Genomic DNA, 21,131 nt, shown 5'->3' with positions numbered 1-21,131 from the left:
AACAATCTATTGATTAAATAGGTTTCTAACATTTACATTTTGTCTTTCTTGGGATGTAGCCTGAAACTGCACTTTTGGCTGATAGTTCATTCCAGAAGCTAAAATGTTAGAAGGAAACATTTCCACTCCATTATTGTATTCTGTGACAGCCGAGTTATAAAAACGTCTAGCGGCAGAAATTTGTTCTTCGACCTCAGTGATTGAGTATTGGAGTTGAAGAAAATTCTCGTTACTTTTCAACTCTGGGTAAGCTTCTACAGTTACTAAAATGTTACCCAAAGCTTTAGAAATTTGGTCTTCTAATTGAATTCTAGTACTTTGATTAACTCGCTCAGAAATTACTTGATTTCTCAGTCTGGCAATCTCTGTTAATGTTGTCTGCTCAAATTCCTTATAATTTTGTGCTACTGCTACCAGGTTGGGAATTAAATCCCATCTTTTTTGCAGTAGTACATCTATAGTTGAAAAAGCATTATCGACTTGATTTTTCTTATAAACTAAGCCGTTGTATAGCTTAGTAAATAGTACACCTAGTACTAGCGAAATGCTAATCATGATGATGAAAACTTTCATAGATTTCAGTGATGATGATTACCCTTGTATTGGAATAACTGTAAGAATATACGGATTCTTCAGTATCTAGTTAATACCAAGTATGAGTTTATTTACCCTATAACCTTTATTTATAAAGGGGTTCATTATTTTTTACGCCAACTTACCTAATAAATTGACCTAAAATTCTTATATAGCGTTTCCTCATCACATGAGGTGTGTCATATCCCCCTTATCGCTTGCGGGAAGGAGGTTGGAGGCGAGGTTGTTGTACCTCATTCAAACAACAACTGCTATATAATAGGGTTTTTATACCTTAGCATAGTCAGTGCGGAAGAACCAAGAAAATAAGCTAATGAGATTAAAGTATTAAGTTTTAATATAGGACTTACGCACAACACAACAAAAGTAGCGGTAATTCATGAATTACCACTACGGAAGAATCAGGGTTTCGGTCACATCTTGCGTAAGTCCTATAATAATCAAGTGCTTAATACCAATTTTAAAAAACTGCTTAAGTTGACAGAATAACAAAGTAGTGAATCTCTAAATATTAGATTAGCTACTTTTCAGGTATCGAACTTTAATATAAATTATGTGCGAAAATAAACAGACTACCTAAAAACGAGGATGAATAATGACAAATACTGAAAAATAAAAGTTAGCTTAATTGCTTTTGAAGAATGATTTGGTAATCGGTAATTATCTTGTTTTTGACTCCTATTCTTAACATGAATTCAACTATTAGCCGTCCCATTTGGTCAACTGACTTAGAACTAGAAATATTTGATAAAATCATTAATCAACAAGCACCCCATATACCAAAAAAGCGTTTACATGAAACCAAACCCCCACAAACAGCAGAGGAAATTGAAAAATTCTACCGTTTTCGGGTAGCAGGTGCGGCGCATGATTTGTTTATTGTTCAAGTTTGCGCTCAGATAATTGGTCAAATTCCTGACCCAGAACTTCAGTTATTTTTAAGCCGCCAAATTGGTGATGATGGCGCACACGCTCATAATACCCGTCAACGGGCGCAAGTTATATCTGGACGTGATCCCATTCAAGATATACAACGACAAGTTCAAAAACATTGGGACTATATGGGAGATTTACCAATTCGTAATTGGCAAGGTTTTTTGGCTTTTGAATTACATTATGAAATGCACATTGTGGCATCTTTATTAGTCAATAGCCGCACCAGTAAAATTAGTGATCCAGAATCAGCTAAATTTTCAGCAACCAAAATTCAACCAGAAGAAGCTTTTCACCGTTTAGGGGTAGTAAATTGGTGGCAACGCAAGTATGACCAAGCCTCACCAGCAGAGAAAGCAGATTTAGTTGCACAAGTGTTAGAAGTTGACGAAGAAGGGCAAAAAAGACGAAATCCCTACTTAAAAGAGCATTGGCAACTGACTCATGAAGCTATTGGTACAGATATTGATGATTTACCAAAAATTTATGATGCTTGGCGGCAAGAAGTTCTCGCTTACTTCTTAAATGTTCGTGTATCTCAACTTCCTCAACTCGTGAGTGTTAATGATTGATAACAGGTTAGAACTCAATTAGGAATAGGTGGGCAATGCCCACCATACAATATTTTTTATTTATGAATTATTTTAATTTTTTCTTAAGAATTTAATCAAAGATTATTAGATTTATTTATACTTTTCGGGGTTTTTATAAAGGAAAATTTCATTATTTAAATAACTTAACTAAAGACGAGCATGATTATTAAATAATGTATTCGCAAATACAAATCTATCTAAAGTCAGATTTATAATTGTCGGATGTAAGAATATAGCAATCCTAAATCATTCATGAGAAAACACCATACTCATAAAGTTTTGGAAAGTCAAAAATTTGACAATGAATGGATAACTCAAATAACGCCTTGACTACAGTAAAAGAATGACAGAAAAAATAAAACTCTCTAATTAATCGTTTTGCTTGTAGCCAAATATCTTCTACAGGATTCTGTTGTGGTGCATTCGGGGCAAATCTCAAGCAGGTAATCCACCATTGTTCTTTTTCAAGTTCACGATTTAATGAATCTAGATAATCTTGAATTTCTTGTGAACGATGATAACTTGCACCATCCCAAATTATTAAAAGTTTGGCTCCAGGTCGCTGTTTTTGAAGATATTCTAAAAAATTAATTGTGTTTTTAGAGTCACCTTTTTCAGCTTTATACGTGAGAAATTCTTTGGTTTTATAATCCAATGCACCGAAATATGTTTGTTTATCACGAGCATTTACTACTGGTATTGTTACTCGTTCACTAGTTTTCCCCCAAACATACCCTATTATATCCCCCCAAAGTAAATGACATTCATCTACCATGAACACAACTAGGTCTCCTGTCTCTATTTGAGGCCGTCGCGTCTCCAACAACTCACAAATCTCTTTTTTTTTTGAATCTACTAATTCTTGGTTATATTTTGGATTATTTGCTTGAGTTTTCTTCCAACTAATACTGGCAGCATCAAATAAATCGTAGTAACTTTGTTTTGAGGAGAATGTTACTCCATATTCTGAGGCAATATAGTACTCTAATTCATTTAAAGTCCATCTGTCTTTGGTTTGCAACCATTCCATTACCTCGGCACGTTGAAGCTCATCTAGAAAACCTTTACTTCCTTTATGCCCTAGTTTTAACCCTTCCAGCCCCAGTTTAAAAAATGCTTTTTTATAGGTACTAATGAAGCCAGATGAGACACCTAATATTGGCATTATCTCTTCATGCTTGTATCCACATAACAGCATTTTTACTGCTGTAGCTCGCTTGATTTCACGTGGCTCTTTATTATTTTTGATAAAATCTTCTAATAATTGTATCCACATCACCACACCTGCACCTTGGTTTCAAACGTTACTTTTAAGCTCTCTCCGTATTTTCTCATGAATGATTCCGGATTGCTATATGTTTATTAAAAACAGCAAATCAATGAAAGCTAAGTTTCCTGCTACCTTAACAATTATAGCTGCTTTTTTGAGCTTAAATAGCGCCGTGTATGCACAATCAACTGCACAGCCTCAACCTGGAAGTTTTACTTTAAAGGGTGATTCTTTAGCTAATATTAATGACCGCAGTTCAGCTAATGATTTTGGTAAGTTTTTTGAGAAAATGTCCAATAATCAAAATTCAGAAAACACCATTTCTGAACAATTGCCTTTGAGTGAGTCAATAACAATTCCTTCTACTCCTATATTTTTACAACCCGCATATCAAAATCTGAATGAAAATGACGGCTTACAGTTACAGTTAGATTTGAGTGATGGTAATAGTAATTGATACTCGCCGACATTAGAAATCTGGGAAAATGAATGTAGAGATGTTGCATACAATGTCTCTATAAGGGTTTTAAAGGACGCATATTTAAGTACCACCAGATGTCTAATACATTCCACAGCAACCCGCACATTCAGGATTAATGCTTGATTAGTTCTGTGCATAATTTGCTTCCTATTTCCATCACAATTAAGTGGAATTTGGTGAATATTGAGATAGATTCTATTTCATTATCGCTGCAACTTCTTCGCAAATTTTCACCCAAGCTTCGTCACATTCTGCCGTACTTAGACTTTTCATGGGTCTATTTGGAGGGTGAGCAGCTTGGTATTTTTCGATTTCGGTTACTTTGTATGCGCTTGCTCTAATTGGAATCCAGAAAATTGTTAATCCCTCTTGTTCGGCTGCATCGAGTAAGGGGGGTAGCTCATGTTTGTCGATGAAATCAGAAGCTATAAAGTCAGGGCTAATTAACAGGATAGCAACCTTAGCTGTGGCTAATGCTTTCTCAATTTCGGCTTTCCATTTTGCGCCAGGTTTGATTTTTGTGTCATCCCAAACGATCAAACCTTCTGCACGAATATAGGGTTTTAGTTGTTTTTGCAATTCTGTTAACCATTCTTGATCTTGATGACTGTAGCTAACAAATATTTGGTTTCTGATACTTTCTGACATAATAGGTTTCTCAATGGGGGTTACTTCAATAAATTCGTTCTCTCTATTTTTGTCTATTTGTTGTCTTTGCCGAGTTCTTATATCTTCATATCCATCAAGTAGTTGACGGATATTAATGTTTGTTGAAAGTTTACCAATAGGATATTCAAGAACGCCCATTTTCTCAAGTCCCAGAAGTTCTTGATAGTCAAGGGGTGGGTGGTTAGGATAGCCAGGGATGGGAACCCATTCGGTGATTTCGGGCTTGGCAAAGGTGTTGTGGATTTTTTGGAATTCATTGCGGAGAATGCCAAGAAATGTACGCCTTGTTTCTTTACGTCCGCTAATGGTGATAAAGATTTTTTTGTCTTCAGGGTCGGCTTTGATACGAGCGATGTTGTATATTTCGTTGTTTTCTTGATATTGCAACATTACACCACTGCGCCAATAGATTTGGTTATAGATTTTGTCGTGGGTGTTGACGATGAAGCGGGAAATGATGCTTTCGGGGAGAACTTTGTAATGGTATTGAAATTCCAGGGTTTCGCCTTCTAGTTCTGTTTTGTCTGGTTGGTCTTTAGGCAGAAGTCCTGCAATCAGGAATTTTGGTGGGTGACATTCTAGTGCAAAGCCAAGCTCGAATTCCTTCATTAGTTCGATTAGATAGCCATGACGCTGGGTGGGGTATCGCTCTGGATTGAGGATGCGGGTGAGATCGGTGGGGGTGAAAATGCCTTTGGCTTTAGTTTTGAGGTTTTCATCGCTCAACAGGGCGTAAATGCCTTCTGTCACCCAGTTGGGTTTGAGGACATTAGTATCTTTGAGAATGGGATGATCTCGAAAGTTGAGAACTAAGCCAAGTCGATGGAGGAGATCAATAAGTTGATCTTGGTTTTGTTCTTCAGGAATATTGTTTTTGTAGCAGATGCCAATATAGTTACTGTAGCTGATGAAGTCTTGGGGCATGGATTCGAGTTGTTGTTTAACCTCAAACCATGAAAGGGGTAAAAGGTCGTAGACTTCTTTGAGGTTGGCGATTTGCTGCAAAATAGCGGTGCGAAGTTCATCAATGCCGATATTGTCTTGGCAGGAGGTTTCGATAATGGCTTGGATGTTAGGATATTTTTCGCGTAATGCCTTGCGGTTGATATCGAGGGGTTGTTCGTCTTTTTTGTTGCCAACGATAATGACGGGGGACTGTCCGCCGAAGCTTTCGATTAGTTTCAGCCAATATTCGATGCGGTTTTCTTCTTCGCTGGTGCGACAATTACAGACTAGGAGATAGAGGCTGCGCTTGGTCAGAAAAAACTGATGGGTAGCGTGATAAATTTCCTGGCCACCAAAGTCCCAAACATTCAGGCGGATGTCTTTGCTATTGACCTGCACGTTCCAAGTTTCTACATTGAGTCCGTCAGTTTGGGGTTGATTGTTGTTATATTTATCGCGGATTAGTCGCTCGATGAGGGATGTTTTGCCGACGCTGCCTTGTCCGATGAGTAAGAGTTTGGCTTCGTTGAGTGGACGCACTTCACCGCTACGGAGTAATCGCAAGTAATTGAAAATGTCTTCAACTGAACCAACATCATCAGAAGATCCTAAAATCTCTGGTGAAATAGGAAGCGGATTTCCCCGTAAATCTAGTTTTTCCAATTTCGGCAACCTTTCTATCGCCTCTGGTATCTCAGTGATTTGGTTGTAACTGAGGTGAAGCTGGGTGAGATTGGTTAATTTGGCGATCGCCTCTGGTATCTCGGTGATTTTGTTGGATCTCAGATCAAGCTGGGTGAGATTGGTTAATTTGGCGATCGCCTCTGGTATCTCGGTGATTTTGTTGGATCTCAGATCAAGCTGGGTGAGATTGGTTAATTTGGTGATCGCTTCTGGTATCTCGGTTATTTGGTGGTTACTGAGAAAAAGTGCAGTCAGATTGGTTAATTTGGTGATCGCTTCTGGTATCTCGGTTATTTGGTTGTATCTGAGATCAAGCTGGGTAAGATTGGTTAATTTGACGATCGCCTCTGGTATCTCAGTTATTTGGTTGTTATGGAGGAAAAGCAGGGTGAGATTGGTTAATTTGGCGATCGCCTCTGGTATCTCGGTTATTTTGTTGCTACTGAGGCCAATCCCGGTGAGATTGGTTAATTTGGTAATAGCCCCTGGTATCTCGGTTATTTGGTTGCAAAAGAGGAGAATCCAGGTGAGATTGGTTAATTTGGCGATCGCCTCTGGTATCTCGGTTATTTGGTTGTTACTGAGGTCAAGCAGGGTGAGATTGGTTAATTTGGCGATCGCCTCTGGTATCTCGGTTATTTGGTTGTAACTGAGATTAAGCTGGGTGAGATGGGTTAATTTGGTGATCGCCTCTGGTATCTCGGTTATTTGGTTGTTATTGATGTAAAGCCCGGTGAGATTGGTTAATTTAGCGATCGCTTCTGGTATCTCCGTGATTTGGTTGTTACTGAGGGAAAGCTGGGTGAGATTGGTTAATTGTGCGATCGCCTCTGGTATCTCGGTCAAATTTTTACCCGACAAGTCTAACTCTTCCCACCCTTCAGCCGCAGCGCGATCTATCAGTACCAATAACTCATCCTGTGTCATGATTCCAATCACCCATTACCAATTACCAATCACCAATAGTAATCTATCAGCCGTTTTGCAGTAAAATTAGGCCTTTGGAGAGAAGAGGTTTTTTAATGACTCGTGTCATCATTGTGCGTCATGGGCAAAGTACATATAACATTGAGAGACGTATTCAAGGACGCACTGATGCGTCAACGTTAACGGATCAAGGTCGGAGCGATGCGGGTAAAGTCGGTGAAGCCCTGAGTAATATAGCATTTAAGGCGATTTATAGCAGTCCCCTCAACCGAGCAAAATTGACAGCGGAAATTATTCACAGTGAGTTGGTGGAAAAGTCTGCTGTAATTCAGATTTCTGAAAAACTGGTAGAAGTGGATTTACCTTTGTGGGCAGGAATACTGAGTAGTGATGTTAAAGATAAGTTTGCTGATGACTATAGCATCTGGAAAAAACGCCCCCACGAATTGCGGATGATTGTCAATGATGCACAGGGGACACGAGAACTATTTCCGGTTCTGGCTTTATATGAACAAGCAAGGCAGTTTTGGCAAGAAATTTTATCTCGTCATCAAGGGGAAACTATTCTCATTGTTGGACATAATGGTATTAACCGCGCTCTGATTAGTACGGCTTTGGGTATTCCTCCCAGTGGTTATCATGGTTTACAACAGTCTAATTGCGCGATTAGCGTTTTGAATTTTGCGGGTGGTTTGGGTGAACCGGTGCAATTAGAATCAATGAATCAGACGCAACATTTGGGTGAGGCTTTACCCACTTTACGACCGAATCACAAAGGATTTAGATTGTTATTAGTACGTCACGGGGAAACAGAATGGAATCGTCAAGGCAAGTTTCAAGGTCAAATTGATGTTCCTCTCAATGATAATGGTAGAAACCAGGCGGGAAAGGCTGGGGAATTTCTCAAAGATATAGCAATTGATTTTGCTTTTAGCAGTACAATGGCACGTCCAAAGGAGACAGCAGAAATTATTCTCAACCAGCATCCTGATATCAAGTTGGAATTGCTGGATGGGTTGAGGGAAATTAGTCACGGAACTTGGGAAGGTAAGTTTGAGGCAGAAATAGAACAGGAGTTTCCTGGTGAGTTGGAACGCTGGCGCAATGTACCTGCTGAAGTGCAAATGCCGGCAGGAGAAAATTTACAACAAGTACGGGAACGTAGTGTAGTGGCTTGGCAGTCAATATTACAAGCTGCTGAGGTAAATCAATTCCAAATCGGTTTAGTGGTGGCTCATGATGCGACTAATAAAACCTTGCTATGTCATATCCTGGGTTTATCATCAGAAAATTTCTGGAATTTCCGTCAGGGAAATGGCGCAGTTAGTGTGATTGATTATCCTTCAGGTGCAAATGGTTTACCAGTGTTGCAAGCAATGAATATCACTAGTCATTTAAGTGGCGGGGTGTTAGATAAAACGGCAGCAGGGGCATTATAGGATAAGGTGCAGGGTGCGGGAAGAAAAAAATAAATATATGTTTGGTTTGCTCTCTGTTATGGCTTTTAAAGCCGTTATTATTTATGACAGGGGTAAAAAAAATCTGAAGCACTTTCAGCACTGATAGGTAATAGCTAATAGCGCATGGCAACTGAACTTCTGCAACAAGTAAGGGTAATCGATCCGGTTTCGGAAATTGACCAAGTAAGTGATGTTTTGATTGTTGATGGTGATATTCAAGCCATATCACTACAAGTTTCTGATGTTAGTTCTGATACTTCTATTAGAGATTGTCGTGGCTTAGTTCTTGGGACTGGATTGGTGGATTTATATAGCCATTCTGGTGAACCAGGGTTTGAAGAACGGGAGACTCTAGTTTCGTTTTTGGCTGCTGCTGCGGCTGGTGGTTTTACTAGGGTGGCTGTTTTACCAGATACATCTCCGGTTATTGATAATCCTGCTCTAGTTGCACAGTTACAGCAAAAGAGAGTTGGGGTGAAAGGCTCGCCTCATCTTCAGGTTTGGGGGGCGATGACTCTCGATTTAGCTGGTAAGCAGTTGGCAGAATTTGCTGATTTGGCTACTGCTGGGGTTGTGGGTTTTACGGATGCTAAACCTTGGGAAAATTTGGGAATGGTGCAGCGGATGTTGGAATATCTGCAACCTTTTGGTAAACCTGTGGCGTTTTGTCCATGCGATCGCTCTTTATCATTAAATGGCATGATGCGAGAAGGTGCAGAGGCTTTGCGTGTGGGTTTACCTCCTGTTCCAGCCAGTGCCGAAACTAGTGCGATCGCATCTTTGTTGGAGTTAGTCGCCGCTATTGGCACACCTGTACATATTATGCGGGTTTCTACAGCCCGGAGTGTGGAATTAATCGCCACTGCTAAATTTCAAGGTTTACCAGTTACAGCCAGCACGACTTGGATGCACTTGTTACTTGATACAAGTGATGTTAAGAGTTATCACACATCCTTGCATTTAGAGCCACCTTTGGGTAATCCCAGCGATGTAACTGCCTTGCGTCAAGGTTTGCGTGGGGGAGTCATAGATGCGATCGCTATTGATCATGCACCATACACCTATGAAGAAAAAGTCCAAGCGTTTGCAGAATCACCACCAGGTGCAATCGGTTTAGAATTAGCATTACCTCTACTGTGGCAAAATCTAGTCGCAACAGAGGAATTTACACCTTTGGAATTATGGCGAGTTTTGAGTAATCAACCAGCAGCTTGTTTGCAGCAAAAAATGAGACCGATTAAACCCGGTGAAAAAGCCGAATTAACCTTATTTGATCCTCTACAACCCTGGAAAATCAACAGAACAAATCTGCATACACTCTCTAATAACACACCTTGGTTTGGACAAGAAATCCAAGGGCGCGTTTTGCAAACTTGGAGTTAATTTAATCTCAGTGACAAAATAGTAGGTTGGGTGAAGCGAAGCACAACCCAACATAAAAATATAATTGAATATATCTCATCTGCTTACAACTACCACATTTCATCAATCATAATGATATTTACAAGAAAGAATAATCAATAAATCTTCTTCAACTTTGTAAACTAATCTATGTTCATCAGTAATTCGTCTTGACCAGTAACCTTGCAATTCATATTTTAGCGGTTCTGGTTTACCGATTCCAGAAAATGGATCTCTTTGGATATCTTTAATTAGTTCCAGGATTTTTTTAAAGACCTTTTTATCTTCCTTTCCCCATGCACCCAGTTGTTCAAAAGCTGCTGGTTCAAATGCTACTTTTTTCATATTTAGGACTTACGCACGAAGTAATCAGAAACCTGATTCTTTCGTAGGGGTAATTCATGAATTACCCCTACTTGATGTTTTGCGTAAGTCCTGATATTCATCTAAATCAACATAAATTAAGTTCCCTTGAGATACATTTTCTATAGCTTTGAGGAGATGTTTTTTGTTAGCTTCTGATTTAAGAAGATAGGTAGTTTCATCTTCTTCTGTGGGTGGTTCAACTAAGATAATAACTTCTACAATTGTTCCTACTGGTAGTTCAGTGGTAGATAGTTCGATTTTGCCATCCTTACCAACAATAGCTTTTTGTTTAATTCCACTGAGCATATTTTTTAATTAGGTAGGTGGGTATGAATATTTGTCTTTGAGATCAGGCAGAAGGCAGGAAGAAAGAGGGGTAGAATTTGTTAATATTTATCGCCATAGCTGATTCAGGTTAGTCCAAACTCAAGTTGATAACCGGTGACGATGCGATCGCCATCTTTGAGAGCATGTTTGAAAAGTTTAGGGACGTATAATTTGTCATTCTGTTGGCGTTCACGTAGTGTGCCGTAGGCATAGCGTGGCGTTAGCCATGTGGAGTCTTACGCAACGAAGAATCTGGAGTTTAGCCCACATACTGAGATGCTTCGTTCCTCAGCATGACATGGAAGGAGACTTTTCAAACAACCTCTGAGAATATGTACTTCTATACTGAGTACCGAGTGTTGAATCACCAATTACCAATCACCAATCACCAATCTAAGTTAGTTCTAACCAACCTTGATAACCGGTGACGATGCGATCGCCATCTTTGAGAATATGTACTTCTATTTGGTCACTAGCCCAGCTAATTTGGTCTTTTAATACTGGGTTAAACACATGAACCCGTTGGTTTTTAGAAGAAACGGGGGACATAGGAGAATTAACTGCTTGAGACTGGACAAAAGGCCCGTCAATTAAGATATCTAATTGTGATAATAATTCTTGTGAACCAGGAGGTGCAGATTCTGATTGAAGTTGCTTGAGAGTAAACCCAGTAAAAGACATCACATTTAATCCAGCGGCTTTTAGCTGACGTGCTAAATTAGCTAATGCAGATGCTTGCCAAAATGGTTCACCACCAGAGAAAGTTACACCTGTGTTATGGGGATTTTTAAGAATATCTGCGGCGAGAGTATCAATAGCTACTAGTTGGTTAATTTCAAATGTCCACGAGTCAGGATTAAAGCAACCATCACACTCACGAGGACAACCTTGCACCCAGACGACAGCACGACAACCAGGGCCGTTAACTTCTGATTTATCAACATAACCCATAATATTGAGATAGCCAGCGGGAATTTCCTGGAGTGCTAATAATGGTTCTGTTGACTTTGTTTCCATCTCTTTAACTCCTTAAATAATTATTGTCTCTGCTTCCTGCTTTGTTCAGGCTGTCTCCTGGAAGAGCAACGTACAGGGATTTGAGTAACATTTTGAATTGTCTCAGCCATCGAATAGAGTTCTTTTGGGCTGATACAGTTAAAATTTTCACAGGTATAAGCGCGAGATTCGACAATCTCATTACTTTTAGATTCTAACTGATGAACCAGGACACGGGAACGGGTAGGAATATTAAGTTGAATTTCATCAGGTTGGAGACGCTTCATCAAGTTGATGTAATTTGCTAGAGTTTCGGCTGTCCAAGGAGACAAAATCATGGTTTGTATTGCCATGTATCCCCGATATTCCCGTCTAAATTTTTCCATTCCCTGGAAGAGATCTGGTAAATTAATTGTATCTAATGGTTGATTAAGCTGCCGTAGTTGATTTGACGAAACAGCATCTAGTTTAACGGAGACAATATCGGCTAGTGTTAAAGCGTCACGGACTGATTTATCACCTAGTAGTGTGCCATTGGTTAATACCACTAATGGTTTGTTGATGATGTATGTCGTAGCTTGTAAAATTTCCTCTAAATTCAATGCGAGGGTAGGTTCACCACTACCACTGATGGTAACTACATCTATTGGGGTTTCGTTTTGTATAAATGCTTGCAAATCAGAGATGACTTGGGTGGTGGGTACAAAAATTTGCCGTTGAGTTGTTTGGTGCTTGATATTACCCAACTGACAATAGGCGCAGTTAAAAGAGCAAGTAGGGTTGATACCAATAGGATCGACTCCAAGCGATCGCCCAAATCGCAAAGAATCTACCAGTCCATAAACTGAGGAATACTCTATTTTTTCTGCGTATGATGGGGATAGACTCATAATTACCTCGTTTAGCCTAGTCTGCGATCTAGATAAATGGAAATCCCTTAACTGGATTTTCACTTACAATGTAGAACTAGTTTGTGAAAAACTTGTGGAGACAGGTAGGGTTATATCGGATATAATCTCGCAAGAATATACCAAAGGTAACAGTGGACCTAGTTGTTCTTGTCCATTCACAGCTAAGTCACTGTGACATAAGTACAGTTTTTCAGATACACGAGCGAGTAAATCAGCTAAGATTCTTTTTAATCTTTGTTCTTCTGCTAATTGCTCGTCTGCTGCTGTCCAAGGTTCTCCTAACCTATCTTGTAGGAATAAGGTTGCACCAAACAAAGTGGCCGCACCACCTTTAGCCCACAGGGGTGAACCTGCATCTAGCCAAAAATGCCAACGGTGAAATCTGCGACTAGCACGATATTGGAAGATTGTCGCTAAAGTCACGGCTTTTCTGGTGCTACCAAGGGAATGAATCGGGTAGGGGTTAGCGGTAATTGTTCCCCGTCGCAGTAGTTGAATAAATTCTGCAATGCTGGTACAGAGGCTTTGTTGATTATGCAGTGAGAGTAAGCTGGAATCGGTTTGTCTTAATCTTGTATCAACTTCCCAATAGTGTTGAGCAGTTTCTAGTAATTCCCGTAATGCGGCTAGTTGCTCATAGGAGAGATTTTGATCTTTACACAAAAAGTCTTGAATTGCTTTGTATAGCAGTAAAATTGGTGTGGGTAGAAAATTAGGATTTTGCTGCGATAGCGTTCGCGTAGCGTCTTGTAGAGAAGCGCGACCTAGGAATCGCTTTTGTTCTTCTATCCACTGTAATATTTCCCCATAAGCTCTACTGCCTTCATAGCCGATTCTATCCCAGCGTTCAAAGGCTGTCACTGGTAGCAAATGCGGGTGATCTGGATGAGGTACAAAACAGGAATCTGCGATTAACCCTGCGCGGACTGGATCAATTCTGGGTTGATGAGATGCTTTTGTTTCCCCGTCATGGGTGCGACTCTGACTTAAAATTACCAACATCTCTGCGACGGCATCCCGGTCTACTAAGCGCCCTAAGCCAGGATAAACTAGAGTTAGTAAGGTGAGTAATGCTCTAACAAAAGGTGAACTAACTAAAGGACGTTGGTCATTGAGAGATTCTACAGGAATATTGTGTTTAGTTAAGATTTCTGTGAGAGTATAACGTGCGATCGCATCTAAACCCGGTGCAATAATCGCTATTTCTTCCGGTTTTACCTTTCCCGTCTCAATTCCATCAATGATCACTTCTGCTGTTTGACGCAATAGTTGAGCGCGGGAAGGGGTTTGAATCGGTTGCACAGACGCTGGTAAACGGAAAATAGCCATTGGTTCTGTGACTATTTTCACCATCGGTTGAGCCAGTTGAGTCGCTAAACTATCTAAAGCTGGGCTTTTTAATGTTTCTATCTGACAACGCTGTGCTAACTTTGCTAAATATTGGGGATCTGCACCCAGTCCCCAGCGGATTGCACCATCAGGATTATAGCTAAAAGCCCCTACTGCACCGTTATCTAAGAGAAACTCAAACAAATTATGAGCGATCGCTGGATAATCATCCACATCATCTGCTAATATCGCCTGATACCTATTGACTAAACGCTGTTGATAATCAATATTTTTTAACAAATGTTGGTTATATAATTCCGTAATCAAAGCATAAGTTAGCATTCCCCTCTCTAAACACCAATTCCGCCAATCTAGCAGCAAAGATGCCAAAAAATCAGGTTCTAAATTATTAACACTTTCCTGAAAACCGCTTTGCAAAATCTCCGCAATATCTTCGCAAGGTGTACCACTATAAGCAGCTAATTGCCATATATCTAATATACGCCTGACTAAGCGATATTCATTTACTCCTGCACTTCTCAATGTCTCTACATCTAACTGAGAACGCCAAAGTTTTGTTGCTAACTCCTGTTCAGTTTCTGGACGTAATTTCACAGGAAATTGTGCTTTAATTTGCAAAGATTCAATTAATAACGGCCAAAATAAAATAACTTCGTCCTGAAGGAACCCCAAAGTGGTTTTAGCACGAATTGGGTATTTTCCTGAAGTTAAGGATACAATTTTATCACTTAATAAACGGCGATTCTCATCATTAGAGCCTAAAACTAAAACCCCAGGTTCTATTGGTAGGATATTTGATGTTTGTATTGTGCTTTTAGCTTTTTTCTTATTTTGATTTTTCGTATAAAATAATTCTGGATATTGATGCTCAATTTGTATCCAGTGACAAAATTGCTCGGCTATGCGAGTAGTCTTACCGCTGCGACTAGTACCAACAATCCAAACAGAATCAGGAACCACAAATACACTCCTTATAGATTTGTTAGTATACCTCGTGCGTTAACTTAAGGTTAATAATCACCAAATTATGTTAGATAATCATCTACGATGAGAAACTCTGTCTTTGGTCAAAAAATATACGGGTTTTTGCTGGCTGCTTACAGATGGTACTTACTGACACCAGAACGATCTTTGGAGGAAGCTTACCAAACAGCATTAAAAATCAAGGAAATCGAAGATCAGCATTTCCAAGGTAATAAAATATCTGCTGATTCCGCTATGTACAGTAGTAGTGTCATGAATTATTTTGAGGCAGATTTAAAGAAATTATTAAAAAATGCCCGAATGCGACTGACAGAGTTTAAAGCTAGTCGTTGGTTTTCAAACGAATCTAAACAACAAGCAGCCATTAAAACAGGTATAGAATATCCCTCTCCAGCTTTAGTTTTAGAAAAACTAGAATTTATTGATCAAGTCATTGCTAAATACACAAATGATCAATCAGAAAAAACGCCAGCAAATTTAAATACTCTATCTACAATTGTAGCAGATAATGTAGCTATTTCCCAACCAAACAAACCAAAAATATCAGTTCCCAACAGCGAAATTAAACCAAAACGAAAAGCTGATACGACAGGAGTTTTACCTCGTTCAATTTTAAGCACTATCACTCGTTTACAAGCGGAATTAGATCCGAATTCTGAAAAAGATATAGTGCAGAACTTCCGGCAAACACAAAAAACAACAATTATATCAATTCGATTTATTTTACTATTAATTATAATACCACTGCTCACTCATCAAATAGCTAAGGCTTTAGTAGTAGGCCCTTTAGTAGAGCATTTTAGAAGTTCCCAAACAGAGCAAATCTTCCTGAATACAGAAATGGAAGAAGAAGCACTTATAGAACTACAAAGATTTGAGGAAAGAATCAAGTTTGAAAATATGATTAGTAATGCACCACCTATATCATCGGCAGATATAGAAATCAAGATGCAAGAGAAAGCGCAGGAAGTAGCTGAACAATTTAGGGGTGAAAGTGCTAATGCTATTAAAAATGTTTTTGCAGATATTTGTTCGGTAATCGCTTTCATTTGGCTGTTAATTGTCAGCAAATCTTCTATCTCAGTTCTCAAAGATTTCTTTGATCATGTAGTATATGGATTGAGTGATAGCGCCAAAGCATTTATTATTATCTTATTTACAGATGTATTTGTCGGTTTCCACTCTCCGCACGGTTGGGAAGTAATTTTAGAAGGTATATCACGGCACTGGGGATTACCAGCAAATCGTGATTTTATCTTTTTATTCATTGCCACATTCCCCGTAATTTTAGATACGATTTTCAAATATTGGATTTTCCGGTACTTGAATCGCATCTCTCCTTCCGCTGTTGCTACATATCATAATATGAATGAATGATGGGAAGAATTCAGGAGTTAGGAGTTAGGAGTTAGGAGTTAGGAGTTAGGAGTTAGGAGTTAGGAGTTAGGAGTTAGGAGTTAGGAGTCAGGAGTCAGAATAATCCTCTCGTTCCCATACTCTGTATGGGAATGAATTCTAGAAGGCTCTGCTTCCATTAAAGTAGAGGCAGAGCCTCTATGGTAGCATTCCCAGTCAGAGACTGGGAACGAGATAGACTGGGAACGAGATAAATTTGTAATTGTAGACAGCAAATGTTAATTTTTCGGAAATTCCTTAAATGCAAAAGATATTGAAAACAACTCTCAGCTTACCTGTGTTTTTAACTATTTTTTTGTTAGAAATGCCAGCTATCAAAAATAAAGATGTAGTTTCTCCAGAATGTCAAATAACTAAGTGGGATTTACCGGTTGCTTTGAAATCTGAAAACACAAAAAATTTACCTGTACTTGTGCAAAGGTTTCCAGTTAGTTGTTGTGAAAATGATGCTTCTTGTTTAGATGAAAGAATTTATGGTGGTGAAGATGATAAAATAGCAGATAAAAAGGCATTGTTAGCATCTATTGACCAAAGTTTGAAATATTTTAAATCTGGTCGTGCTACAAATGCTTATCAAAAATATAAAATTCCAGGAATTACGCAAGATAGAGTTTATAAAAGCTTGCAAAGATTCCGGCAAATCCTGATCTCAACTAATTCTGCCAAAGAATTACACACAGCAATTGAAAAAGAATTTGTATTTTATCAATCAGTGGGTAAAGATAATCAGGGTTCGGTTTTATTTACTGCTTATTATGAACCTTTGTATTTAGCTAGTCGCACTCCTACAACAGAATTTAAATATCCTGCTTATCGTTATCCTGCTGATTTACAATCGTGGGCTAAACCTCACCCTACCCGATTAGAATTGGAAGGTGCAGATGGGTTACAAGGTGCAAAAGGTAAATTAAAAGGTTTAGAATTATTTTGGTTTAGAGATAGATTGGAACCATACATAATTCAAATTCAAGGTTCAGCACGTCTTAAACTAACTGACGGCACACAAACAACAATCGGTTATGCAGGTAATACAGCTTATAATTATAAGAGTTTGGGACGGTTATTAGTAGATGATGGCAAATTACCTTTAGAAGGTTTAACTATGCCAATTATCCTTGACTATTTTCAAAAGCATCCCCAAGATTTAGATATTTATATTCCACGCGATCGCAGTTTTGTGTTTTTTCGAGAAACGAACGGTAGACCAGCACAGGGTTCTATTAGTGTACCACTCACCCCAGAACGTTCCATAGCTACCGATAAATCTTTAATGCCTCCTGGTGCTTTAGCTTTAATTCGCGCACCTTTCCCCTTTGTCAATCCTCAAGGTGAATTAGAACATCGTACAGTTAGCCGTTATGTATTAGATCAAGATACAGGTGGTGCGATTAAAGGTGCTGGTAGAGTGGATTACTTCTTAGGAACTGGTAAAATAGCAGGCGATCGCGCTGGGCTGACAGTTAGCGATGGACAGTTGTTTTATTTGTTACTTAAAGCTAATAAGTAGGAGTTCGGAGTTCGGAGTTCGGAGTCAGGAGTCAGGAGTCAGGAGTTCGGAGTTCGGAGTTCGGAGTTCGGAGTTCGGAGTTCGGAGTCAGGAGTCAGAATATAAAGACAACCTGCATAGCACTCAATACTCGGTACTCGGTACTCAGTACTAGGTACTCTTTACTCTTCCATCAACATTAACCGCACGGGATCTAAATGTACATACCAAGGAAAAGGTTTGTCTTTAATTGTCACCCACTTTTCCTTATAAACTTCAGCTTGCAAGTGATAATCATGGGGATTATCAGCAACAGAATGTAACTTTAAAAATAACGTCATGCGGTGAGGTGTTTCGCTGGTTCTGACTAACCAACAGGGAAAAGTATTTGATTGATTGGGATTATTTGTAAAACTAATTTGATGGGCGCGGATACCAATGTGAGATAATTGATTTGGAATTGATTCCTCAACTTTCAGATTACAACCCCAATCAGTTGCTTCTACCTGTTGGGATGATGAAACAACAGCGCGAGAAAAGTTTTTACAACCGGTGAGTTTGGCAACATTCACAGTTGCAGGATGCTGGAAAATCTCGTATTTAGAACCATGATGTGCTTCTTTTCCTTGTTCTAATACTAACAAATTAGGACAAAGCCGATAAGCTTCTTCCATGTTATGAGTGACAAATAAAGTTACACCGGGATAATCAGCTAGAGTTTCTGTCATTTGTTGTTCTAACTGACTCCGCAGATGTGTATCCAGGGCAGAAAATGGCTCATCTAAAAGTAATGCTTCTGGTTGACTGGCTAAAGCCCTAGCTAAGGCTACCCGTTGCTGTTGCCCTCCTGAAAGCTGGTGCGGATAGCGATCGCCCAAACCTTGTAATTGCATGGCTAATAATTGCTGTTCTACTTCCAACCGCATATTCCCCTTGGGTAAGCCAAAAGCGATATTTTGTGCCACAGTCATGTGTGGAAAGAGGGCATAATTCTGGAATAAAAAACCAATATGGCGATCGCGTATCGGCACGTTAATTCCTTTTTCAGAGTCAAACAACACCTTACCATTCAAGACTATCTGCCCTTTTGTGGGTGTTTCTATCCCCGCAAGACAACGCAGAATCATACTTTTTCCTGCACCAGAACTTCCCAGCAATCCCAAGGGTTGATTATCAGTGCTAAAAGCTACTTGCAGATGAAAACTAGCGAGTCGCTTTTCAATATCCAGAAACAAACCAGATGTAGAGGATTTGGTGGGTACAGAAAAAGAGCTATTTTCTGTTTTTTCTTGCCCCTTTTTACCATTGCGTCTGTGTCGCTGCTTGAGTTCTAGCCAGAAGTTGGTCAGAATAATTCCTGACAGAGAAATTACCATAATAGCGATCGCCCAAAACCAAGCTTCATTCATATCCCCAGCTTCCACAGCAAAATATATCGCCATTGGTATATTCTGCGTTTGTCCAGGAATATTCCCTGCTAACATCAACGTTGCACCAAACTCACCCAAAGCACGGGCAAAAGCTAAAGTTGCACCTGCTAAAATGCCAGGAAAAGCCAAAGGTAAACTAACCCGCCAAAATATTGTTAATTCCTTAGCACCTAAAGTTCTCCCTACCCGCAACAAATTTCCATCAATTTGTTCAAAAGCACCTGAAGCAGTTTTATACATGAGTGGAAATGAAACCACCGTTGCCGCTACAGCCGCACCATACCAAGTGAACACAATTGTCAAATCAAACGGTTCCAACAATTTACCAACCGGGCCATTTTTACCAAAAAATAGCAGCAACAAAAACCCCACAACCGTCGGTGGTAAAATCAACGGTGCAACAAAAATACCCTCAATTATAGATTTGCCTTTACCCCTATATCCCAACATCCAATAAGCAGCACCAATGCCCAAAAAGAAAGTGATAAAGGTCGCTAAAAATGAAGTTTTCAGCGATATCCAGAGGGGTGATAAATCCTGTGGCATAGTTCATGTATTTCCAACTTAGTTGGTATCGTAACATAAACTAGACCCAAATCCCTGACTTCTTCACAAAGTCAAGGATCTATAATGTCTATGTTGCTCCACTTATACTAAAAACGGGTTAAAAGTGTCATTCTGATAGCGAAGCTTGGCGTTAACCATAAGTCCAGATTTTACTCGTTTGCAGTATCACTAAATTAGTTAACCAGAAGAAATCACAAATTACCGCTTTCCTAAAGTATTTTTAAATGCGGGTCTTGCTGATATTCTATCAAGATATGCAACAACATTAGGATATTGACTATAATCGAGGGATAAAAGTAACTTTGCATAATGCAAGTACGAAGCAACTGCTATATCTCCAACGCTCAGTTTTTCACCTAACAAAAATGATTTTTGTTGCAAAATTTTATTAATTGGCGTTAGTAAAATATGCATTTCTTTTTCGCGTTTATCCGCTGAAAATAAAGCTGGTGCAAGGGTAGCATTAGCAAAAATTACCCACTGTTCAATTTTGGCACGCTCTGCTAATGAATTAGGCAATTGTTGATATTTGGCTGCTAAATATAATAGAATTGCCCCAGATTCCCATAGTTTCAAATCACCATCCACTATTGCCGGCACTTTACCCATAGGATTAATAGCCAAAAACTCAGGTTGACGCTGTTCATTAGCCCCAATATTTAAAGAAATATAGTCATAAGAAACCCCTAATTCTTCAAGATACCATTGGATAATAGGAGTTCGTGTTTTAGATCCACCATAGAGTTGTAACTTATTGGGTTTTGTAGGTTTTTGACTAGATTCAGAAAGTTGTGTAAAATCACTTTGTAGCAGTGGTAAAGCTAGAAGCGGTTGTATTGGCAGAAAAATGAAAATAACTGCACTAGTAGGCAGCAAAAATTTTCTCGACAAAATTGGACGCATTTTTAATATCTCTTGACAATTGTTTACTTTATTTACGAGTAATTAATGACTCTAAATTTCCAACTTACACTATATAATATATAGCAATCCTCAATCATTTCTGAAAATTTTGAAAATTTTTAAGCAATAGCGGTTTAGGAATACTCACCTTAAACTATCTTTCAAAATCAAATACGTGTCGTATATAATTAAATGAATTTAAAACTATTTATCTCACAATGAAATACAAAACTTATCTCAAAATCTACATTCAAATTTTAGTTATAGGGTTGTCATTAGCTGCTGATCATGTTATAGCTCAAACATTACCTCTAGCATCTAATTTAATTGGTTTTGATACTCCTGAAGGTGAAACATTACTAAACCCTCAATTAAAAATTGAGATATATCAAAAACCATCATATCCTCTCTAAACCCTTTAACAAGCAAGTTTTTAAC

General features: G+C 38.9%; 18 protein-coding genes. 8 read left to right on the top strand and 10 right to left on the bottom strand.

Annotation, left to right across the window (positions count from 1 at the left end; all coding sequences use genetic code 11):
• Window positions 1–6 precede the first annotated feature (6 nt).
• Window positions 7–555, bottom strand: coding sequence for a LemA family protein (locus tag AC012T_RS19915; RefSeq protein WP_487060459.1), 549 nt, complete (start codon window positions 553–555; stop codon window positions 7–9).
• Window positions 556–1,283: 728 nt separating this feature from the next.
• Here AC012T_RS19915 and AC012T_RS19910 point away from each other — a divergent pair.
• The gene (locus AC012T_RS19910; RefSeq protein ID WP_487060458.1) at window positions 1,284–2,099 is read left to right on the top strand and encodes a hypothetical protein; all 816 of its coding nucleotides are present in this window, start codon (window positions 1,284–1,286) and stop codon (window positions 2,097–2,099) included.
• A gap of 271 nt (window positions 2,100–2,370) precedes the next feature.
• On the opposite strand, the gene AC012T_RS19905 is transcribed toward AC012T_RS19910, so the two are convergent.
• On the bottom strand, window positions 2,371–3,396 hold the full coding sequence (locus AC012T_RS19905) for an IS630 family transposase (protein WP_487059111.1): 1,026 nt from the start codon (window positions 3,394–3,396) through the stop codon (window positions 2,371–2,373).
• A gap of 103 nt (window positions 3,397–3,499) precedes the next feature.
• Between AC012T_RS19905 and AC012T_RS19900 the strand changes: the two genes are divergently transcribed.
• Window positions 3,500–3,847 carry a hypothetical protein gene (locus AC012T_RS19900; RefSeq protein WP_487060457.1) on the top strand — a complete coding sequence of 116 codons (348 nt, stop codon included), beginning with the start codon at window positions 3,500–3,502 and terminating at the stop codon, window positions 3,845–3,847.
• Window positions 3,848–4,066: 219 nt separating this feature from the next.
• Here AC012T_RS19900 and AC012T_RS19895 read toward each other — a convergent pair whose 3' ends face one another.
• Window positions 4,067–7,096 carry a leucine-rich repeat domain-containing protein gene (locus AC012T_RS19895; protein WP_487060456.1) on the bottom strand — a complete coding sequence of 1,010 codons (3,030 nt, stop codon included), beginning with the start codon at window positions 7,094–7,096 and terminating at the stop codon, window positions 4,067–4,069.
• A 95-nt stretch (window positions 7,097–7,191) separates the two neighbouring features.
• Between AC012T_RS19895 and AC012T_RS19890 the strand changes: the two genes are divergently transcribed.
• Both AC012T_RS19890 and AC012T_RS19885 read left to right on the top strand, forming a co-directional pair.
• Window positions 7,192–8,535, top strand: coding sequence for a histidine phosphatase family protein (locus AC012T_RS19890; protein ID WP_487060455.1), 1,344 nt, complete (start codon window positions 7,192–7,194; stop codon window positions 8,533–8,535).
• A gap of 144 nt (window positions 8,536–8,679) precedes the next feature.
• Window positions 8,680–9,939: a dihydroorotase gene (locus AC012T_RS19885; protein ID WP_487060454.1), complete on the top strand. Its 1,260-nt coding sequence runs from the start codon at window positions 8,680–8,682 to the stop codon at window positions 9,937–9,939.
• 102 nt (window positions 9,940–10,041) lie between these two features.
• On the opposite strand, the gene AC012T_RS19880 is transcribed toward AC012T_RS19885, so the two are convergent.
• The 5 genes from AC012T_RS19880 to AC012T_RS19860 all read right to left on the bottom strand — a co-directional run bounded on the left by AC012T_RS19880 (window position 10,042) and on the right by AC012T_RS19860 (window position 14,867).
• Window positions 10,042–10,302, bottom strand: a complete 261-nt coding sequence (locus AC012T_RS19880) for a Txe/YoeB family addiction module toxin (protein ID WP_487060453.1) — start codon at window positions 10,300–10,302, stop codon at window positions 10,042–10,044.
• Window positions 10,303–10,356: 54 nt separating this feature from the next.
• Entirely contained in the window at window positions 10,357–10,629 is a 273-nt protein-coding gene (locus AC012T_RS19875) for a type II toxin-antitoxin system Phd/YefM family antitoxin (RefSeq protein WP_487060452.1), read from the bottom strand.
• Between the two features lie 414 nt (window positions 10,630–11,043).
• Window positions 11,044–11,667 carry a 4Fe-4S single cluster domain-containing protein gene (locus AC012T_RS19870; protein WP_487060451.1) on the bottom strand — a complete coding sequence of 208 codons (624 nt, stop codon included), beginning with the start codon at window positions 11,665–11,667 and terminating at the stop codon, window positions 11,044–11,046.
• A 20-nt stretch (window positions 11,668–11,687) separates the two neighbouring features.
• Window positions 11,688–12,536 (bottom strand): radical SAM protein, encoded by an 849-nt coding sequence (locus AC012T_RS19865; protein WP_487060450.1) that lies wholly within the window; start codon window positions 12,534–12,536, stop codon window positions 11,688–11,690.
• 63 nt (window positions 12,537–12,599) lie between these two features.
• Complete coding sequence (locus AC012T_RS19860) at window positions 12,600–14,867, bottom strand: PD-(D/E)XK nuclease family protein (RefSeq protein ID WP_487060449.1); 2,268 nt, start codon at window positions 14,865–14,867, stop codon at window positions 12,600–12,602.
• Window positions 14,868–14,954: 87 nt separating this feature from the next.
• Here AC012T_RS19860 and AC012T_RS19855 point away from each other — a divergent pair, with 87 nt between their 5' ends.
• The 3 genes from AC012T_RS19855 (at window position 14,955) to AC012T_RS19845 (ending at window position 17,968) form a co-directional block, all read left to right on the top strand.
• Entirely contained in the window at window positions 14,955–16,268 is a 1,314-nt protein-coding gene (locus AC012T_RS19855; RefSeq protein WP_487060448.1) for a proton extrusion protein PcxA, read from the top strand.
• Window positions 16,269–16,548: 280 nt separating this feature from the next.
• Window positions 16,549–17,814 (top strand): murein transglycosylase A, encoded by a 1,266-nt coding sequence (gene mltA / locus AC012T_RS19850; protein ID WP_487060447.1) that lies wholly within the window; start codon window positions 16,549–16,551, stop codon window positions 17,812–17,814.
• Window positions 17,774–17,968 (top strand): hypothetical protein, encoded by a 195-nt coding sequence (locus tag AC012T_RS19845; RefSeq protein ID WP_487060446.1) that lies wholly within the window; start codon window positions 17,774–17,776, stop codon window positions 17,966–17,968. Before mltA ends, AC012T_RS19845 begins: the two co-directional genes overlap by 41 nt.
• Before the next feature lie 7 nt (window positions 17,969–17,975).
• On the opposite strand, the gene modB is transcribed toward AC012T_RS19845, so the two are convergent.
• Both modB and AC012T_RS19835 read right to left on the bottom strand, forming a co-directional pair.
• On the bottom strand, window positions 17,976–19,769 hold the full coding sequence (modB, locus tag AC012T_RS19840) for a molybdate ABC transporter permease subunit (protein ID WP_487060445.1): 1,794 nt from the start codon (window positions 19,767–19,769) through the stop codon (window positions 17,976–17,978).
• Between the two features lie 219 nt (window positions 19,770–19,988).
• Complete coding sequence (locus tag AC012T_RS19835; RefSeq protein ID WP_487060444.1) at window positions 19,989–20,693, bottom strand: glutathione S-transferase family protein; 705 nt, start codon at window positions 20,691–20,693, stop codon at window positions 19,989–19,991.
• A gap of 218 nt (window positions 20,694–20,911) precedes the next feature.
• Here AC012T_RS19835 and AC012T_RS19830 point away from each other — a divergent pair, with 218 nt between their 5' ends.
• Window positions 20,912–21,106, top strand: coding sequence for a hypothetical protein (locus AC012T_RS19830; RefSeq protein ID WP_487060443.1), 195 nt, complete (start codon window positions 20,912–20,914; stop codon window positions 21,104–21,106).
• Window positions 21,107–21,131 lie beyond the last annotated feature (25 nt).

The sequence above is a fragment of the Anabaena sp. EIM26 genome, assembly GCF_057568715.1.
The sequence above is the reverse complement of the archived record's forward strand: the minus strand, read 5'-3'. Positions and strand labels throughout refer to the sequence as shown.

What these genes read in the sequence shown, in the direction of transcription:
- AC012T_RS19915 (WP_487060459.1), bottom strand. Translation starts at nt 555, where the DNA reads ATGATTAGCATTTCGCTAGTACTAGGTGTACTATTTACTAAGCTATAC.
- AC012T_RS19910 (WP_487060458.1), top strand. Translation starts at nt 1,284, where the DNA reads ATGAATTCAACTATTAGCCGTCCCATTTGGTCAACTGACTTAGAACTA.
- AC012T_RS19905 (WP_487059111.1), bottom strand. Translation starts at nt 3,396, where the DNA reads ATGTGGATACAATTATTAGAAGATTTTATCAAAAATAATAAAGAGCCA.
- AC012T_RS19900 (WP_487060457.1), top strand. Translation starts at nt 3,500, where the DNA reads ATGAAAGCTAAGTTTCCTGCTACCTTAACAATTATAGCTGCTTTTTTG.
- AC012T_RS19895 (WP_487060456.1), bottom strand. Translation starts at nt 7,096, where the DNA reads ATGACACAGGATGAGTTATTGGTACTGATAGATCGCGCTGCGGCTGAA.
- AC012T_RS19890 (WP_487060455.1), top strand. Translation starts at nt 7,192, where the DNA reads ATGACTCGTGTCATCATTGTGCGTCATGGGCAAAGTACATATAACATT.
- AC012T_RS19885 (WP_487060454.1), top strand. Translation starts at nt 8,680, where the DNA reads ATGGCAACTGAACTTCTGCAACAAGTAAGGGTAATCGATCCGGTTTCG.
- AC012T_RS19880 (WP_487060453.1), bottom strand. Translation starts at nt 10,302, where the DNA reads ATGAAAAAAGTAGCATTTGAACCAGCAGCTTTTGAACAACTGGGTGCA.
- AC012T_RS19875 (WP_487060452.1), bottom strand. Translation starts at nt 10,629, where the DNA reads ATGCTCAGTGGAATTAAACAAAAAGCTATTGTTGGTAAGGATGGCAAA.
- AC012T_RS19870 (WP_487060451.1), bottom strand. Translation starts at nt 11,667, where the DNA reads ATGGAAACAAAGTCAACAGAACCATTATTAGCACTCCAGGAAATTCCC.
- AC012T_RS19865 (WP_487060450.1), bottom strand. Translation starts at nt 12,536, where the DNA reads ATGAGTCTATCCCCATCATACGCAGAAAAAATAGAGTATTCCTCAGTT.
- AC012T_RS19855 (WP_487060448.1), top strand. Translation starts at nt 14,955, where the DNA reads ATGAGAAACTCTGTCTTTGGTCAAAAAATATACGGGTTTTTGCTGGCT.
- mltA (WP_487060447.1), top strand. Translation starts at nt 16,549, where the DNA reads ATGCAAAAGATATTGAAAACAACTCTCAGCTTACCTGTGTTTTTAACT.
- AC012T_RS19845 (WP_487060446.1), top strand. Translation starts at nt 17,774, where the DNA reads ATGGACAGTTGTTTTATTTGTTACTTAAAGCTAATAAGTAGGAGTTCG.
- modB (WP_487060445.1), bottom strand. Translation starts at nt 19,769, where the DNA reads ATGCCACAGGATTTATCACCCCTCTGGATATCGCTGAAAACTTCATTT.
- AC012T_RS19835 (WP_487060444.1), bottom strand. Translation starts at nt 20,693, where the DNA reads ATGCGTCCAATTTTGTCGAGAAAATTTTTGCTGCCTACTAGTGCAGTT.
- AC012T_RS19830 (WP_487060443.1), top strand. Translation starts at nt 20,912, where the DNA reads ATGAAATACAAAACTTATCTCAAAATCTACATTCAAATTTTAGTTATA.